Source organism: Microbacterium sp. zg.Y909, assembly GCF_024626565.1.
The window spans coordinates 1-1616 of the sequence record NZ_JANJFJ010000623.1; the positions used below are offsets into that span (position 1 = coordinate 1).

Consider the following 1616-nt stretch of genomic DNA (forward strand, 5'->3'; position numbering starts at 1 on the left):
ACCGGACGCCGGCGCGTCCTGCTGAAGCTGTCCGGCGAAGCGTTCGGGGGTGGCCAGCTCGGCGTCAATCCCGACATCGTCAGCCAGATCGCACGCGAGATCGCCGCGGCGGTCGACCGTGTAGAGGTCGCCATCGTGGTGGGCGGGGGCAACTTCTTCCGCGGGGCAGAGCTCAGCCTGCGCGGCATGGACCGAGGGCGTGCCGACTACATGGGCATGCTCGGCACGGTCATGAACGCGCTGGCCCTGCAGGACTTCCTCGAGCAGGCGGGGGCAGCCACCCGGGTGCAGTCGGCCATCTCGATGACGCAGGTCGCCGAGCCGTACATCCCGCGGCGCGCAGAGCGTCACATGGAGAAGGGTCGCGTCGTGATCTTCGGCGCGGGCGCCGGCCTGCCGTACTTCTCGACCGACACCGTCGCCGCCCAGCGCGCGCTGGAGATCGGCGCGAACGAGGTGCTCATGGCCAAGAACGGCGTGGACGGCGTCTACACCGCCGACCCGCGCGTGGATGCCACGGCCACCCGGCTCGAGCGCGTGACGTACAGCGACGCCCTGCAGCAGGGTCTCAAGGTCGTCGACTCCACGGCGTTCAGCCTGTGCATGGACAACCGCATCGACATGCGGGTCTTCGGCATGGAGCCGGGCGGCAACGTCACGCGCGCGCTGCTGGGTGAGCAGATCGGCACCCTGGTCACGGCGTAGCGCCCGTGTCGGCCCACCGGCCTCAACTAGACTTGAACGACTTGTACCGACGAATGGAGTGACCGTGATCGCCGATGTGCTGGCCGATGCCGGAACACGCATGGACCGCGCCGTGGAGGCTGCGAAGGATGACTTCGCCACCGTCCGCACCGGGCGCGCCAACCCGCAGCTGTTTCAGAAGATCCTGGTGGACTACTACGGCACCCCCACCCCGCTCGCCCAGCTGGCCTCACTCAACAACACCGAGGCGCGCACTCTCGTCGTGACCCCTTACGACAAGTCGGCGCTGAAGGCCATCGAACAGGCCATCCGCGACACGCCGAACCTCGGCGCGAATCCGTCGAACGACGGCACCATCGTGCGTGTCACCATGCCCGAGCTGACGCAGGAGCGGCGCAAGGAGTACGTCAAGCTCGTGCGCAACAAGGCCGAGGACCACAAGGTGCACATCCGAGGCCTGCGCCGCAAGGCGAAGGACGACCTCGACGCCCTCAAGAGCGACGTGGGCGAAGATGACCTCGCTCGTGCCGAGAAGGAACTCGACGCCCTCACCCGCGCCCACGTCGACGCCATCGACGAGGCGCTGAAGCGCAAAGAGACCGAGCTGCTCGAAGTCTGAGGCCACGATGACCGACCCGTCCGACGACCCGGAGGGCCCGCCCGAAGCACCCCTGCGGCGCTCGGAGGCCCGCCGGCCTTCCGCGGACCCTGCCGCGGAGTTCACGACGCATCTGCGCGCGGCACGTTCGGAGTTCGAGCAGCAGGTCGAGCGGGCCCGCGCGGACTTCGACGTCGCCAACGAGAAGATCAAGGAGCGCACCGGCCGCGACCTCATCGTGGCGACCCTGATCGGTCTCGCCTTGGGAGTCGTGGTCATCGGATCGCTGATGTTCTTCAAGGAGATCTTCCTG

General features: G+C 68.1%; 2 protein-coding genes and 1 pseudogene. All 3 read left to right on the forward strand.

Annotated elements, in window-relative coordinates:
• Positions 1-705 (forward strand): UMP kinase (gene pyrH, locus NQ160_RS23520; protein ID WP_257517417.1); only part of this gene is annotated, 705 nt, incomplete at its 5' end.
• Positions 706-769: 64 nt separating this feature from the next.
• Positions 770-1324 carry a ribosome recycling factor gene (gene frr / locus NQ160_RS23525; RefSeq protein WP_257517418.1) on the forward strand — a complete coding sequence of 185 codons (555 nt, stop codon included), beginning with the start codon at positions 770-772 and terminating at the stop codon, positions 1322-1324.
• Between the two features lie 7 nt (positions 1325-1331).
• Positions 1332-1616: pseudogene (locus NQ160_RS23530) on the forward strand (phosphatidate cytidylyltransferase); the annotation flags it as partial.